The sequence below is a fragment of the Bacillus sp. MM2020_4 genome (assembly GCF_011250555.1).
Lineage (GTDB): Bacteria > Bacillota > Bacilli > Bacillales > Cytobacillaceae > Neobacillus.
Window position 1 is genome coordinate 20,118 of record NZ_JAANMZ010000024.1, and the last position, 14,247, is coordinate 34,364.

Here is a 14,247-nt window from a genome sequence, read left to right on the forward strand (position 1 = left end):
ATTGTGGTTATTAGGTGTCAACCACATGACGGGAAGAGGCAAAATTCAGGTTATTCACTATCATTCAATAATTAATTTATCCCTGTTGTCACCGAATCATCCATCCTTACCCATATGAAGAAAGATAAAAAGACATGGAGATTTCCTCCATGCCCTTTACCATTAACGCTCTCTATGATCCCTGTTGTCCTGCACTTATCCGATCTTTGTATAGAAAATAGAAATAAAGCAGCATCGAAATGAAGATTGAAATAGCAGCCGTTTTATAGATACTGCTGTAACCGAGTAGATGGCCAATTTGCCCGAACACCATTGCCCCGATCCCAACGCCTAAATCGAAAAAGGAATAGAACGTCGCATTCGCCATCCCTCTTCGATTCATAGGAACCTTTTCAATCGCCCATGACTGTAAGGCAGGCTGGACCGTCCCGAAGCCAAGACCGTAGAGAATAGCCGCTATGTAAAGAACGGTACTATTCGGAAGCCATGCCAACAAAATCATCGCCCCCAAGATTAACAATGTACCGGGAATATAAACAGCTATATGTCCTCTCCGGTCGTATAACTGCCCGGCAAAAGTCCTTGTCACCATCAATGCAAGGGCATAGATGAGAAAATAAAATTGAATACCGGCAATATGTTTTTCAGCCGTATATAACGGCAGGAAAGCAGCAATCCCGCCAAATGTGACTGTGATAAAGAACATCAACATCGACGGTTTTAGGGCGCTTTTCTCATAAAGATCAAGCTTTGTTTTAGTCTGTTTCGGTTTAGGTTCGACCTTTTTATAGGTAATTCTTGATGACAACAGAAGGGCCATCAACCCTAATCCCGCACAAATTAAGAAAAATAGTTTAAACGAAATAATACCGGTTAGAATCAGTCCAAGGGAGGGGCCAAATGCCAATGCTAAATTGCCGGAAAGCCCGTAATAGCCCATTCCCTCGCCCCTTCTCGAAGCAGGGATTAAATCAGTAGCAATCGTTCCTGAGGCTGTAGTGGAAAATCCCCAGCCAGCCCCTTGAACGACGCGCATCGCAAATAGTAAAACAATACTGGTTAAAAACCCAAAAGAACCGACCGAAAGAACAAAAACAGTTAATCCAATTAGATAGACAAAGCCTCTCCCCTTTGTTTCAAGCGAACTACCTGCAATAGGGCGCAGCAGCAACGCAGAGAAGGTAAAGATGCCTACCACAAACCCAATTAATTGTTCATTTCCGCCTAAATCCTCCACAAACAACGGAATGGTCGGCAGTGTCATTTGAAATCCAAGAAAGATAAAGAAGTTTGCTAAACAAATCAGCACAAAGTCTTTTGTCCAAATCTTTTCTTTCGTCATCTGTTTTTCCATAGAAGTTAAAAACTCCCTTTCTGAAATAAAAAAATGAAAAAACGTTTCTACGATTAGTAGAAACGGAATTTTCATGATCCTTTACTTTGCAGCTTCTATAACGCGTTTCATTGCATGCATTTGTCCAAGATGATTTGACTCATGGAAAACAGCAAAGTTGCCAAGTTCCCCAAACGTTTCTTGACCAAGAAAAGGAGCCTTCAGCTTTTCATTAAAGCGTTCTCCTGGAATTTCCTTGATGCGTTTGAGTTGCTCCTTTAACTGTGCAGTCAATTCCTGAACGGATGGAACGTCACCTTGCCAGTCAGCAGGCTTTGTGCCCGATGCAAAAAGTTCCATATAGTTCGCAGGGAGATTCGTTGACTTTTTCGGAAAGCCAAACATAAATTGTTCGGCAACCGTTAATACATGGCCGATATGCCAGTGGAGTGTGTTGTTAAATCCTTGCGGTTGGACATCGAGTATAGCTTCGTCGAATCCCTCCACATTATTAATCAACTTACCCCTGGTTAACTCAAAACTCTTAAATAATAATCCGCTCATTTCGTTAGCCCCCTTAAAATTGACATAGCCTTATTCTATACCATTATTCACCAACTATAAAACAAAATGTCCTTACATTTCTTCCGGTGCTTCAATGCCCAATAAGCGTAATCCTTCTTTAAGAACGACCGTAACACTGTAAACAAGGGCCAAGCGTGCTTGTTTCTCCGTGCTATCTTCTAAGACTTTTACCTCTGCGTAATACTTATTAAAGGCTTGGGCAAGGTCAACAATATATTTTGCCACCTGTGACGGATCGTAATTCTCACAAGCTCTTTTAACAGCGGGAGCAAATTCCATTAATAGACTGGCCACTTTCCATTCCTTATCCCAGGAATTTGTGAAGGTTTCAGGCTGTGATTCGGTTTGCCAATTGGCTTTTCGTAAAATGGAACAGGCACGGGCAAAGGTATATTGAACATATGGTCCTGTTTCCCCTTCAAAGCGCAGCATTTCCTCTAAGGAAAATTCGATATCGTTCATTCGATTGTTCTTTAAGTCGTGGAAAATAACTGCGCCCACCCCTACTTGTTTCGCTACTACATCTTTGTTTGCCAGGTTTGGATTTTTCTCTTCGATATTGTGGTGCGCCATCGCAATCGATTCGTTTAGTACTTCTTCTAAAAGGACCACTTTGCCTTTACGGGTCGACATCTTTTTGCCGTCCTTTAACATCATGCCAAAAGGAACATGAACCATTTTTTCCGACCATTCATAGCCCATTTTTCCTAATACGGCGATTAACTGTTTAAAGTGAAGACTTTGTTCATGACCAACGACATATAATGATTGAACAAAATTATAGTTTTCTTTTCTGTAGAGAGCGGCAGCTAAATCACGGGTGGCATAAAGCGTAGCCCCGTCTGACTTTTTAATGAGACACGGCGGCAGCTGTTCATCGGTTAATTCAACCACCTGTGCTTGATCAGATTCAATTAGCAGCTGTTTCTCCTCGAGCAGCTTGACGATGCGTTCCATTTTGTCATTATAGAAAGCCTCGCCGGCATAAGAATCAAATTCAACATTCATTAATTCATAGATTCTTGAAAACTCCTTCAGCGATTCATCGCGGAACCATTGCCATAGGCTTAACGCTTCCGCGTCGCCATCCTCTAATCGTTTAAACCAGCTGCGGCCTTGATCCTCTAGTGCTGGATCGGCTTCTGCCACTTCATGAAACTTAATATATAGAGCCAGTAATTCCTTAATCGGGTTTTGTTTTACCTTTTCGGCATCACCCCAAAGTTTATAGGCGGTAATTAATTTTCCGAATTGAGTCCCCCAGTCCCCCAGATGGTTGATTTTGATGGGCTTATAGCCGCATTTTTCTGTTATGAGAGCAATAGAATTTCCTATTACAGTCGAACGCAAATGTCCCATTGAAAAAGGCTTCGCAATATTCGGTGAGGACATGTCGATTGTTATATTGCCGCCTGCCCCAAATTCGAGGTCTGCGAAATGCCCCTTTTGTTCGAAAATGCTGCTGATGAGCTGTTCGGAAACCAGCTTTTTGTTTAAAAAGATATTAAGATACGCGCCTACGACTTCCACTTTTTCAAAAATAGGGGACTGTATCTTTCCACTTAGTTCCTGTGCGATCAGATTAGGTGATTTTCTTTTCAGCTTTGATAAGGTGAAGCATGGAAAGGCCAAATCCCCATGTGTGGCGTTTTTTGGTTTTTCAATCATCAGTTCCAGATCCGCTGCTGCCATTTCCTGGTCAAGCAGCTCAAAGAGAACGGCTGCCAGCTCCTTCTTAAAATTCATTTCTATAGACCTCCTTTTTTTATAAAAAACAAAAAACCCCCGCCTCTTATATAAAGAGACGAGAGTTTGATAATCCCGCGGTACCACTCTAATTGTTCAAAAAGAACCGGCTTAACTTTGTAACGGAGGATTCTCCGGCCTACCCTACTACTTTCAGGCAAGCATCTCAAAAGTGCGCTTCATTATCTGCTCTGTATCAGGCTTCCACCGCCCCTGACTCGCTTTGACTTCCTAGATAACTACTCTCTTTTTCATTGATTTATTTATAGCTCGATTACCAGCTATTATACTGGAAAGATAAGGATTTATCCAGCCCATATTGATGAATTTTTATATTAAGGAAATCCTATTTTTAAAGGAGGGATTTTCGATGGCGAGAAGAAATAAAATACTTGTACCTGAAGCACGAAGGGGCTTGGATGTGCTTAAAGCGCAGGTTGTTCAATCTGCGAACCCGGAGGATGCGAAGTTTGAAGCAGCCGAAGAGGTCGGTGTTCCATTGAAAAAGGGCTATAACGGTCAGCTTACATCTGAACAGGCTGGAAAAGTGGGCGGCCGGCTCGGCGGCAGTATGGTGCGGGAGCTCGTGAAAATGGCCCAGGAAAACTTAAGTAAAAAGCCGTGATTGCTTGGGTCTAAGCTGGTATGAAGGACGAATCTCTCTTGAAAGCCGGGGGATTTGTCCTTCATATGGCCGGTGACGGACTAATCCCTGCTGCTACCCTCTCGATTTGTCCTTCATAAAGCTAAAGCAAAGAAGTCCCGTTACCCCTGCAACCCCTTTAATAGAAATACCTTCATGATTTCAGCAATCTGCTCGGAACTTAACGGGTCGTGATTTCTTTCCCAGTCAGACACAAGGGCAATATACATCTTTAACAAAAGAAAGCTGGTTATTTCTGTGTTGACCTTCGTAATTGCACCTTTCGCAATCGCTGTTTCAATTTTTTGCCTTAGATAGGCAATAATCTCGTTTTCTACATGTTGGAGCATTTCAGATACCGTCAATGTTCCCATTTCAGCTTCTTCCTGGACAAGCTTAATCATAAGCTGGTGCTGGGAGCGGAATTCTAATAAACGATATAAGGCGTGATGAACATTTTCCGTAAACGGTAAATCCGGCTGGATGGCTGCATCCGCCTCCACAATCATTTCCTTCACAAGCGAAGAAATAATTTCTTCAAACAGTTCTTCTTTATTTTTAAAAAAGGTATAAATGGTCCCTTTTCCAACATTGGCAAGCTTCGCAACCTGATCCATTGTCGTTGCTTTAAAGCCAAATAATGAAAAGGACTTTGTAGCTGCCTCCACAATCATCTTTCTCCTGTCGGGTGCCATTTGCATCACCCTCCTTATTGACTGATTTAGTTTTTCGGTCATTCCAAACACTTTTACTATACCACAGCCTGTCTTCTGTTTTCAATTTTTCCTGTAAAGTTTTTGGAAATTGTCAATTACCATTTAGCAGATATAAAAAATGGTTATCTACTGAAAGAAAATGCATACAACCCCCTCGAATTGGAAAAATATACTCAGTTACATAAGGGGGATATATGATGATTCGGTTCCGCAAAAAAAAGCATTTTGATGGCAATAAAATCACCCCCTATCCTTCTACTATAAAAAATGAGCCATTGCGTTCAGAGCTTATAGCAAATGAGCAAATAATAAAGGATCTTTTTCAAAACTGTGCTGACCTTGTCACTCATCCCATCTACGAAGCAGGAAAACCTAGATTGCTTTTAATTTATTTAGATGGGTTGACAGATACAAAGACTTTAGAACAGGGATTGCTGCGGCCTTTGTTATATGAAGGGTTTCCTCACGGCTTAAACAAAGTTCATTCACTTCAACAAATAATTGAGCAGCAACTATTCGCGGTCACACCCATTAAGAATATTTCAACCATTGATGAACTTGTTGACGGGATCCTAATGGGTAATGCTGGAATCATATTTGAGGGAGAAATAAAGGGTATTGTTGCTGATTTAAATGGAATGCCCCAGCGCAGTATTGAAGAACCGGCGACCGAAATTACGATTCGCGGCCCACGGGACGGATTTACGGAATCCATCCGCACCAATTCTTCGCTGCTACGCAGAAGGATTCGCAGTTCGAGGCTTAAATTCGAAGCATTAACCGTTGGGAAATTGTCGCAAACAAGTGTAGAGATTACCTACATTGAGGGAATTGCTTCTGAAAGCTTATTAGAGGAGGTTCGCGGGAGACTTAGTCGGATTGAAATTGATGGAGTATTGGAATCGGAATATATCGAGGAGTTTATAGAGGATAATCCCTTTACACCCTTTCCCCAAATTCAAAATACGGAAAGACCTGATATTGTCATTGCAAATCTTCTTGAAGGTAAAGTGGCTATTATGGTGGATAACACACCCTTCGTACTTATTGTTCCTATGACCTTCTGGAACGGTCTACAGTCGGTAGAAGATTATTATGAACGATTTCTCTACACATCCTTTATTCGGCTAGTTCGTTATATATTATTTAATATGACAATGTATTTACCATCTGTTTATGTTGCCTTGACTACCTATCATCCTAAACTGATCCCAACCACACTTCTTATTAGTATTGCCGCGGCCCGTGAAGGCGTCCCATTTCCTGCCATCGTAGAGGCGCTAATTATGGAATTTGTTTTTGAGGGGCTGCGGGAAGCAGGGATTCGCCTGCCAAAAGCAGTTGGGTCAGCCGTCAGTATTGTCGGTGCGCTTGTTATCGGCCAGGCTGCTGTACAAGCCGGAATTGTATCGGCCCCGATGGTCATTGTTGTGGCGACAACGGGGATTGCTTCATTTGCCATACCACGTTACAACCTGGGTACGGCGTTACGGCTTATCCGGTTTCCAATGCTGCTTTTAGCAGGGATTTTTGGCTTATACGGTATTGTCATCGGCTTTATTGCCTTGACCATCCATCTCGTCACCCTTCGTTCTTTTGGCGTTCCCTATTTCACTCCCGTTGCCCCGCAAATACCTGTAGATTTAAAGGATGTGTTTTTTCGGGTGCCAAGATGGGCAAACACGGCCGGTCCTATCTTTACGTTTGGTAGGAATAAACAGCGTATTCCTACAGGGCAGAAGCCAGGCCCCCAAAAAGGAGGTACGAAGCAATGAACAAAATGCCACTTCTTTGTCTTTGTTCTTGCCTGTCCTTGCTATTTCTTTCTGGCTGCTGGGATCGCAAAGAATTAAATGAACGGGCGATTTGGTTGGCATCCGGCTGGGATGTAGCTGAAAATGGCGAGATTGAAATAAGCGGGCAAATTGTGATTCCGGCGAACATTCAAACCCAAGGCGGTGGAGGTGGAGCGGCAGGTCAGGGATACTTCACCATTTCTGCAAAGGGGAAAAATGCTGAGGAGGCCCTGCAAAACATACAGACAAAACTCCCTAGGGAAGCATTTTTTGGCCAACGCCGCTTGATCTTCTTTAGCGAGGCGTTCGCAAGACGCGGGCTGAAAAAAGAGCTTGATTTGAATAACCGGTCTCCTGATGTCAGCCTTCGGTCCGATATATTTGTGGTAAAGGGGATGAAAGCAAAAGAACTCCTTACTGTCCCCAATCCATTAGAGAAATCCCCCGCCGCTTCGGCATTAAAGGAGCACCGGCAGAGTGGCGGGAGAGGTGATACCGCTTATTTACATTTACTGATTGCGGCAAACCGTGAGGGAATTAGTCCAACAATTCCGACCATTGAAATTAGCAGTTCGCTTGAAGGGATAAAATCTGGGAAAGATACATCCCCGAACCCAAAGGTATTCCGTTTAGCCGGTGTTAGCGTGTTTGACCAAAACCTTAAAATGGTTGGAGAATTTCTTAACTCGGCAGAAAATCGAGATATGCTCTGGGTAATGGGCAATCTAAAAAAGATAAATATTAGTATTCAAACAAAGGATAGTAATGCCAGCATAAATTTAACGAAAATAACGAGCAAAATCGAACCAATACTAAGTAAGAATAACAAGGTTAATTTTACTGTCAAATTGATAGGTGAAGGAACATTGACAGAAAATAACTCTGGTTTAAATGTTGAGTATAACAATAATTTAAAGCTACTAGAAAAGGAATTTGAAGTGGCAGCACAAAAGCAGGTTCAGCAAACCATAAAAAAGGTTCAAAAAAAATATGGTTTGGATATTTTCGGTTTTGGTGAGGCCATTCATCGTAAGCATCCAATCCAGTGGAAGACGATGAAAAGAAACTGGAATCAGACGTTTTCACAGGCAGATATTTCAGTCCAATCCGACATAAAAATTAAACGAATCGGAATGAATGGGCCATCTTTATTGTTTAAAGAAAGTGAGATTAAAAAATGAAATTGTCGGGATTGCAAATATTTTGGCTGATGTTCACATTTGAAACAGGAAACATTATCCTTCTCACGATTGGCCCTGTTATGGAAGATGCCAAGCAGGATTTATGGATTTCTTATATGATCGCTAGCTTTTTGGGCGTATTCATTGTTTACATTGCCACAAAAACAGCCCTGCTTTATCCCAAACATTCGTTAGTTCAATTTAGCAGGCTACTTTTAGGTAAGTGGCTTGGGACATTGATTGTGATTGCTTACCTCATTCAATGGTTTTCAGTGATTGGCAATATTTTAAGAGAGTTTTCTGATTTTACGATTACCATTCTGCTTCCGACGACCCCCCCATGGGCATTAAATCTGACCATGCTTTTACTGCTTATATATGTTACTTATGTTGGAGGAATCGAAGGAATTGGCCGATGCAGTGAAGTTTTCGGTCCAATCATTATCATTTCCGTCATTATGTTAGTTGTGTTATCTATTAAGGATTTCGATACCCAAAATATCATGCCGATCTTTATTGATTCTGGAATTCCTTCGATTTGGAAAGGAACATTAATTCCGCTGGCTTTCTTTGGGGAGTCCGTTACCATGTTAATGCTCGTTTCTTTTATGAATGAGCCACAGAAGGCTATAAAAAGCGCCGTATGGGGAATTGCTATATCTGCTTTTACGGTTTGCATTGTTTCTTTATGCGTACTGCTAGTTTTGGGTCCTGAGATCTCAGCTAAATTGCGTCACCCTACTTTTGATGTGGTTAGCTACATCTCAGTAATGGATTTTGTCCAAAACATCGAAATCATTGCTGTCTTAGTTTGGATTCTTAGTGTTTTTATCAAATTATCACTTTACTTCTTTTTAGCTTGTTATGGTGCTGCTCAATTATTTAACATTAAAAATTGGCGGAAGTTGATTTGGATAGCTGCGCCTTTGTTTTTTATCTTAGCTCAACTTTATCCAAATTCATCTTACACATTTGGCTATATGAAGACATTTTGGGTGTATTATGCGCTACCGATCAACATGGTGGGAATCCCGCTGCTCCTTTTGGCAATTGGAAGCCTTCGAAAAAAATATGCTCATGCTAAACACTAATCAAACGATTGATTGAACATGTACTATATTAATTAATCAATCGTTTGACTTCTGCTTCCAATCCCCACCTCCTACCTGCGAATCCTCATCCTCATTTTTATATTCAGGGCCTCCATAGAGTTGAGATATTTCTCTTGCTAATTCGTCTAAAAATCTATCAGTAAATAAGGGTTTCTTATAGCCAGACATTGTTTGCCTCCTATCAAGATAAAATATCACCTATTATCTACATTTCTTTGAATAACATTCATAGCTAAGTTAAAAATTTTTTTATTTACTTTTCCACAACACGGGAGTATGATAATCCACAGTTTCAAATTTCTAAATCGCTGAAACCATATGGTACGGGGGAACCGTGTTTGCGGGTTGATCTACAACCCAGGGGTGAATCCTTTCAAAAGGTAGGGCTACTCATTGGCCCGAATCCGACAGCTAACCTCGTAAGCGTTATATGAGAAGGAAGGTGGAGCTTGTGCGACATGGAAAATAATGTCTACAAGTCTATTCAAAATGGCTTGTAGATTTTTTTTGTTCCAAAGATATCCTTAGCGACTGTTTTTTTAGTTGCAAAGAGAATACTACTTTTATACTTAATTCGGTGGTGAACTGCAGTGATTTCTTCTATAAAGAGGTTATTAATCGGACGTCCTTTAAAATCAACAGCTTTAGGGGAACAAAAACTCACAAAAACGAAGGCATTAGCCATCCTTTCCTCGGATGCATTGTCATCCGTGGCCTATGGTCCGGAACAAATATTGATTGTCCTTGTAACATTGGGCACCCTTGCCTTTTGGTACTCCATTCCCATTGCGGTCGGGGTATTAATCCTTTTAGCTGCCTTAATTCTTTCCTACCGGCAGATAATCTTTGCCTATCCGCATGGCGGCGGAGCATATGTGGTTTCTAAGGAAAATTTAGGGGTTAATCCAGGTCTTATTGCCGGTGGGTCATTGTTGGTAGACTACATTTTAACGGTGGCTGTAAGTGTATCTGCAGGTACCGATGCCATTACATCCGCATTTCCTGCCTTACATGCGCACAATGTAGTCATTGCCATCATTTTTGTCATTTTTATAACCATTTTAAACTTAAGAGGGGTAACGGAATCCGCCTCTATATTAGCCTACCCTGTTTATTTATTTGTGTTCGCCTTATTTATTTTAATTGGGGTCGGATTATTCAATATCGTAACGGGTCGTGTTTCACCCGATTTATCGGCACCGCTTGGGACACCGGTTGCAGGCATTAGTCTTTTTATACTCTTAAAGGCCTTTGCCTCTGGCAGTTCGGCGCTTACAGGAGTAGAAGCAATCTCCAATGCCATCCCAAACTTTAAAGACCCGGCACCAAAGAATGCCGCGAAAACATTAATGGCGATGGGAACGTTACTGGCCCTACTATTTTCCGGAATCGTCTTTTTAGCCTATTATTATGGGATTTCTCCCCGCGTCGAGGTAACGGTTGTTTCGCAAATAGCCGAAGAGATCTTTGGCCGGAATGGCATGTATTACTTTATCCAAGGGACAACGGCCTTGATATTAATCCTTGCGGCCAATACGGGGTACTCAGCCTTCCCGCTGCTAGCTGTGAATTTGGCTAAAGATAAATTTATCCCAAGAATGTTTACCATCAGAGGTGACCGGTTAGGTTATTCCAATGGCATCATCATCCTTGGTGTTGCCTCCATCCTGTTAATTATGTTTTTTGAAGGTCAGACAGAACATCTCATTCCACTATATGCTGTGGGAGTGTTCATTCCATTTACATTGTCACAGACAGGAATGATGCTGAAATGGATTCGTGAAAAACCAACGGGATGGGTACCGAAGCTTATTATTAACACCACGGGAGCAATCATTAGTTTTACTGTAACCATCGTGTTCTTTTTAACAAAGTTCGATCGCGTCTGGCCTGTATTGATTTTTATTCCCATTATCATTTTAATTTTCCATAGAATCAGAAGGCATTATGATTCAGTAGGTGACCAACTTAGGATTACCACTTGCGAGCCTGCTGCTCTGATTGAAGGCAATGTCATTGTTGTACCTGTTGCAGGAATTACGCATGTGGTGGAAAACTCACTAAATTACGCTAAATCTCTTTCAGCTGACCAGATTATTGCCGTTTACGTTGCTTTTGAAAGAGAAGACGAAAAAAAGTTTGAAGAGAAATGGAAAAAGTGGCAGCCCGATATCCGACTTGTGACATTACACTCTCATTATCGCAGCATCATCCAGCCATTAACCAAATTTGTTGATACGGTTGAACATAAAGCGAGCGAATCCAATTATCAAGTCACTGTGATTATTCCACAGTTTATTCCTAAAAAAGGCTGGCACAATATTCTTCATAACCAATCAAGCTTACTGATTCGGTCATTCTTGCTCTATCGCAGAAATGTAATCATCACGACTGTGCCCTATCATTTGAAAAAATAAATAACAAAACAAAAGGGGCTATCCCAAAAGTCATGCAACTGACCGTGGGGAGCCCCTTTTTAGTTCCTCATTAAATCTTCCATTCACATTTCATCATCAAGTGCTCCTCTTGCCATTCCGCTGTCAAATTCCCATTCATTTTTTTCATCAAGCCTTTGGCAATCGATAAGCCCAGCCCTGTCCCTTTTCCTATTCTTGTTTGATCGGCTTTATAGAAACGATCGAACAGAAAAAAGAGATCCCTTTCGGTAAGGAAGCCGGCAGGATTGCTAATTGTTAGCTCAACCGAAGATCGTCGTTTTTCAAGACAGATTGTCACATTTCCCGTTGAGTGCTTTAGGGCATTACTCAGTAAATTTTCGATTACCCGTTTGACTGCAGAGGCATCTGCCTTAATGACGACTTCTTCTTCCGGAAGATGAATAATCGGTTCGAGTCCCCTTTGATAAAATGCTTCATAAAATCCAACCAATACTTCAGGTACTATTTGATTCAGTTTGATAGATTCAATTTTTAGCGGATAATCTGCGGATTCGATGACCGATAACTCAAAAAAGTCTTCTAGTAACACCTTTAAGCGGAGCGCCCCCTTTTTAACGATTGTCGTATACTCCGTTCTTTGCTCAGGAGCTATGTCAGCTGATTCGAGGAACTGAATATAGCCAAGAATGGAGGTCATCGGGGTCCGAATATCATGAGAAATATTAGCAATTGCCTGTTTCAGCTCATTCTCTGTCCGTTGTTTCTCTGCCTGGGCCTGCATCGTACTATCTATTTGCTGGTTAATTTCACTCGCAAGTTTCTCCAGGTCTGTTTCGAAAAAGGTAAGATCAACCTTTTTTTTCGTCTGTTTATGATTAAACTGGTTGAGCTGCACTGTGACGCGTTTGATTTCCCTTTTGATAAAAAAAAGACGAGTGAGAAAAAGCAGTGCGGCTAGAACAGAAATAATTGTTATATAGAGCACGCTTCCCACCCGCTTTCTTCCTTACTTTATTTCCTTTTTTTGAAAAATAAAACTGCCTAAAAACCCAAACACCATCCATGTAATGACTGGGACTAGCAAAATTTTCAAAAAAGCACCATTACTTAATTCAGCTTTAATATCCAAAAATAGCTTGAACACGGAGTAGTTAAAAACGGCCTCAACAAAGGCAAATTCTTTGCTTAACAAATATAAGATACTATCAAATAGAAGGAAAAAGATAAGTAAAAACCCAATCGTCTTTCCACTATCGCTGAAGATAATAGAAAATAGTGACATAATCGAGGCAAATGCTGCCGCATAAAGGATCGTTAAGCCCATCGTCTGGATAACATAGTCTAAGGCAGGCAGATCATGAGCCCCAAACAAAATGGTACTGGCTACCAATATGACAAGGGGAAAGACTAATGAAATAATCACTGCACCTATTGAAAAAGCCAGTAATTTGGCAAAATAGATCCTGATTCTGTTATTGCCAGAAGCCCCGATACTTTTCATCGTACCATTCGAATATTCACTTGAAATGAAGAAACCTGCAAGTATACATGGGACAAGCCTGATAATATAATCGTTTCCGCTAAGAGCGGTACCGATATAAAAATCATTCACTGTGGCAGAATTTGCACCATTATCAAAGAAAATCAGAACTGGATAAAAAATAGCTGAAGCCATTAGGATGACGATCAATGTCCAAAGGGAACGATCCTTTTGTAACTTATATAATTCTGATTTCACCAAATTACCCATGGTTCACGCCTCCAATCCGATTCATAAAATAGCCTTCAAGGTCCTCACCCATCGGCATGAATTGTTCGATGACTAAACCATGATTCGTTAAGGTTGTCGAGATTTTACCAGGAACATCTAAATAAGCAAACAACTTAATCACACCGTCTGGCATGACCTCGAACGCACTGGTGGCTAGTTCCGTTTCAAGTATGGTTGCCGCTTTGTTCGGATTATCCACTTTTATATGCAAAAATTGCTGGCACTTCCCATTTAGTTCCTCTGCTGTTAATTGCTCGATTAATTCCCCTTTATGAATGATGCCATAGTGCGTAGCTAATAAATGCAGTTCACTTAAGATATGGCTCGAGATTAAGATGGTAATCCCAAATTCTCGGTTTAGCTTCTTTAAAAGTTCTCGGATTTCGACGACTCCCATCGGGTCGAGTCCGTTAATAGGTTCATCGAGAATTAAGAATTCAGGATCACCCAATAGTGCAATCGCAAGACCAAGACGTTGCTTCATCCCTAAAGAAAAGTTTTTGGCTTTCTTTTTCCCAGTCTCCTGAAGTCCGACAAGGGATAAGGTTTTTTCGATACATTCCTTTCCCGGTATACCTTTTAGCAGTCGGTGGACTTCCAAGTTTTCAGCAGCGGTCATTTGGGGATACAATGCCGGTCCTTCGATGATTGTCCCGATGCGTTTTCTTGCTTGTATAAGCTCCGTCTCGTTACCTTTTCCAAATAACTCCATTGTACCGGTTGTGGGAAATGCAAGTCCTGACACTAGTCGAATGAGCGTTGATTTTCCAGCACCATTTTGCCCGATAAAACCATAGATTGAACCTTTTTTAATCGAAAGATTTACTTTGTTTAAGGCCTGTTGCTGTTTATACTTTTTGGATAGATTGTTGGTTTTGAGTACATATTCTTTCATTTAAATTTACCTCCCTTATGCGGCGATAAATTTAGTATAGGTATGATTACATAAGAAAGGCTTAAGCAAA

The 14,247-nt window shown here is 41.2% G+C and carries 13 protein-coding genes, 1 riboswitch and 1 other annotated feature; of the genes, 5 read left to right on the top strand and 8 right to left on the bottom strand.

Features of this window, described 5'->3' with window-relative positions; all coding sequences use genetic code 11:
• Nucleotides 1-172: 172 nt before the first annotated feature.
• From G6554_RS15280 to argS, 3 genes are all read right to left on the bottom strand, one after another.
• Nucleotides 173-1,354, bottom strand: coding sequence for an MFS transporter (locus G6554_RS15280; protein ID WP_166243344.1), 1,182 nt, complete (start codon nucleotides 1,352-1,354; stop codon nucleotides 173-175).
• 81 nt (nucleotides 1,355-1,435) lie between these two features.
• Nucleotides 1,436-1,897: a DinB family protein gene (locus G6554_RS15285; protein ID WP_166243346.1), complete on the bottom strand. Its 462-nt coding sequence runs from the start codon at nucleotides 1,895-1,897 to the stop codon at nucleotides 1,436-1,438.
• A 72-nt stretch (nucleotides 1,898-1,969) separates the two neighbouring features.
• Nucleotides 1,970-3,664 carry an arginine--tRNA ligase gene (gene argS / locus G6554_RS15290; protein WP_166243348.1) on the bottom strand — a complete coding sequence of 565 codons (1,695 nt, stop codon included), beginning with the start codon at nucleotides 3,662-3,664 and terminating at the stop codon, nucleotides 1,970-1,972.
• Nucleotides 3,665-3,715: 51 nt separating this feature from the next.
• Nucleotides 3,716-3,928: a binding site (T-box leader), on the bottom strand.
• A 106-nt stretch (nucleotides 3,929-4,034) separates the two neighbouring features.
• Here argS and G6554_RS15295 point away from each other — a divergent pair.
• Nucleotides 4,035-4,289, top strand: a complete 255-nt coding sequence (locus G6554_RS15295; protein WP_166243350.1) for an alpha/beta-type small acid-soluble spore protein — start codon at nucleotides 4,035-4,037, stop codon at nucleotides 4,287-4,289.
• Nucleotides 4,290-4,429: 140 nt separating this feature from the next.
• Here G6554_RS15295 and G6554_RS15300 read toward each other — a convergent pair whose 3' ends face one another.
• Nucleotides 4,430-5,002 carry a TetR/AcrR family transcriptional regulator gene (locus tag G6554_RS15300; protein ID WP_166243352.1) on the bottom strand — a complete coding sequence of 191 codons (573 nt, stop codon included), beginning with the start codon at nucleotides 5,000-5,002 and terminating at the stop codon, nucleotides 4,430-4,432.
• A 215-nt stretch (nucleotides 5,003-5,217) separates the two neighbouring features.
• Between G6554_RS15300 and G6554_RS15305 the strand changes: the two genes are divergently transcribed.
• Genes G6554_RS15305 through G6554_RS15315 form a run of 3 tightly spaced genes read left to right on the top strand, consistent with a single transcriptional unit; the run spans nucleotide 5,218 to nucleotide 9,091 of the window.
• The gene (locus tag G6554_RS15305; RefSeq protein WP_166243354.1) at nucleotides 5,218-6,798 is read left to right on the top strand and encodes a spore germination protein; all 1,581 of its coding nucleotides are present in this window, start codon (nucleotides 5,218-5,220) and stop codon (nucleotides 6,796-6,798) included.
• Complete coding sequence (locus G6554_RS15310; RefSeq protein ID WP_166243356.1) at nucleotides 6,795-8,000, top strand: Ger(x)C family spore germination protein; 1,206 nt, start codon at nucleotides 6,795-6,797, stop codon at nucleotides 7,998-8,000. Before G6554_RS15305 ends, G6554_RS15310 begins: the two co-directional genes overlap by 4 nt.
• Entirely contained in the window at nucleotides 7,997-9,091 is a 1,095-nt protein-coding gene (locus G6554_RS15315) for a GerAB/ArcD/ProY family transporter (protein ID WP_166243358.1), read from the top strand. The genes G6554_RS15310 and G6554_RS15315 overlap by 4 nt, the downstream gene beginning before the upstream one ends.
• 36 nt (nucleotides 9,092-9,127) lie before the next feature.
• Here the strand turns inward: G6554_RS15315 and G6554_RS15320 are convergent, their stop codons facing one another.
• Nucleotides 9,128-9,280, bottom strand: a complete 153-nt coding sequence (locus tag G6554_RS15320) for a hypothetical protein (protein WP_166243360.1) — start codon at nucleotides 9,278-9,280, stop codon at nucleotides 9,128-9,130.
• A gap of 128 nt (nucleotides 9,281-9,408) precedes the next feature.
• Nucleotides 9,409-9,554, top strand: a riboswitch (cyclic di-AMP (ydaO/yuaA leader).
• A 148-nt stretch (nucleotides 9,555-9,702) separates the two neighbouring features.
• On the opposite strand from G6554_RS15320, the gene G6554_RS15325 reads away from it, so the two are divergent.
• On the top strand, nucleotides 9,703-11,529 hold the full coding sequence (locus G6554_RS15325) for an amino acid permease (RefSeq protein ID WP_166243362.1): 1,827 nt from the start codon (nucleotides 9,703-9,705) through the stop codon (nucleotides 11,527-11,529).
• Nucleotides 11,530-11,599: 70 nt separating this feature from the next.
• Here the strand turns inward: G6554_RS15325 and G6554_RS15330 are convergent, their stop codons facing one another.
• Genes G6554_RS15330 through G6554_RS15340 form a run of 3 tightly spaced genes read right to left on the bottom strand, consistent with a single transcriptional unit; the run spans nucleotide 11,600 to nucleotide 14,177 of the window.
• On the bottom strand, nucleotides 11,600-12,505 hold the full coding sequence (locus G6554_RS15330; RefSeq protein WP_347564318.1) for a sensor histidine kinase: 906 nt from the start codon (nucleotides 12,503-12,505) through the stop codon (nucleotides 11,600-11,602).
• Between the two features lie 12 nt (nucleotides 12,506-12,517).
• Nucleotides 12,518-13,261 carry an ABC transporter permease gene (locus tag G6554_RS15335; protein WP_166243364.1) on the bottom strand — a complete coding sequence of 248 codons (744 nt, stop codon included), beginning with the start codon at nucleotides 13,259-13,261 and terminating at the stop codon, nucleotides 12,518-12,520.
• Nucleotides 13,254-14,177: an ABC transporter ATP-binding protein gene (locus G6554_RS15340; protein ID WP_166243366.1), complete on the bottom strand. Its 924-nt coding sequence runs from the start codon at nucleotides 14,175-14,177 to the stop codon at nucleotides 13,254-13,256. Before G6554_RS15340 ends, G6554_RS15335 begins: the two co-directional genes overlap by 8 nt.
• Nucleotides 14,178-14,247: the final 70 nt, after the last annotated feature.